The following is a 572-nucleotide window of genomic DNA, read 5'->3' as shown; positions in this document are numbered from 1 at the left end:
ATATAGTAGGCTATACCTTCTTCWCCGAARTAATCTTCTTCCCAWTCTTCRTAATARYTCGCAAAAACATATYGYGCGTATTCGTCTCCRTATCCCCATYCYTTRGAATACTGTTCTAATATGGTCAAAAATCGGCCAGTCCCCATATGTGCATAAAAAAATCTGATGAGTTTCCTTTGTTCCTCTTTTGTTAATTCAGTCATAATCAATAACACCTCATTCTTTATTCAATAGATGGGAAAAAGTTCTTAATATTGCCTGTCTCTTTGTCTATGTAACCAACAAACTTGATAGCAAACTAGCTCCCATTCTTTTTTAAAGAATGTCTTTTCTTCCAGACACTTTGGACAATATTTTTTTCTACCTTGCTGTGTAAGCCCCTTTTTTTAAAATAATTTAATATTATCGAAACATCAGTTTGAGTAATACTACCTAAAATTTCTCGATGATATGTTAAATTAAGTAAAATCTCTTCACTGACCCCAGTTAGCCTTGAAAGTATACCAAAACTTAAGTCATTAATCTCTTATTTACATTTCCGATATTTTTATTTTTATTTAAACCAGCATATC

Annotated in this window: 1 protein-coding gene; it reads right to left on the bottom strand. The window is 31.6% G+C overall.

The window, feature by feature from the left end:
• Positions 1-203 (bottom strand): ribonuclease toxin immunity protein CdiI (gene cdiI / locus QD409_RS35605; RefSeq protein WP_430765062.1); only part of this gene is annotated, 203 nt, incomplete at its 3' end.
• Positions 204-572 lie beyond the last annotated feature (369 nt).

The sequence above is a fragment of the Rhizobium sp. BR 315 genome, assembly GCF_050577975.1.
GTDB lineage: Bacteria > Pseudomonadota > Alphaproteobacteria > Rhizobiales > Rhizobiaceae > Rhizobium > Rhizobium miluonense.
The sequence above is the reverse complement of the archived record's forward strand: the minus strand, read 5'-3'. Positions and strand labels throughout refer to the sequence as shown.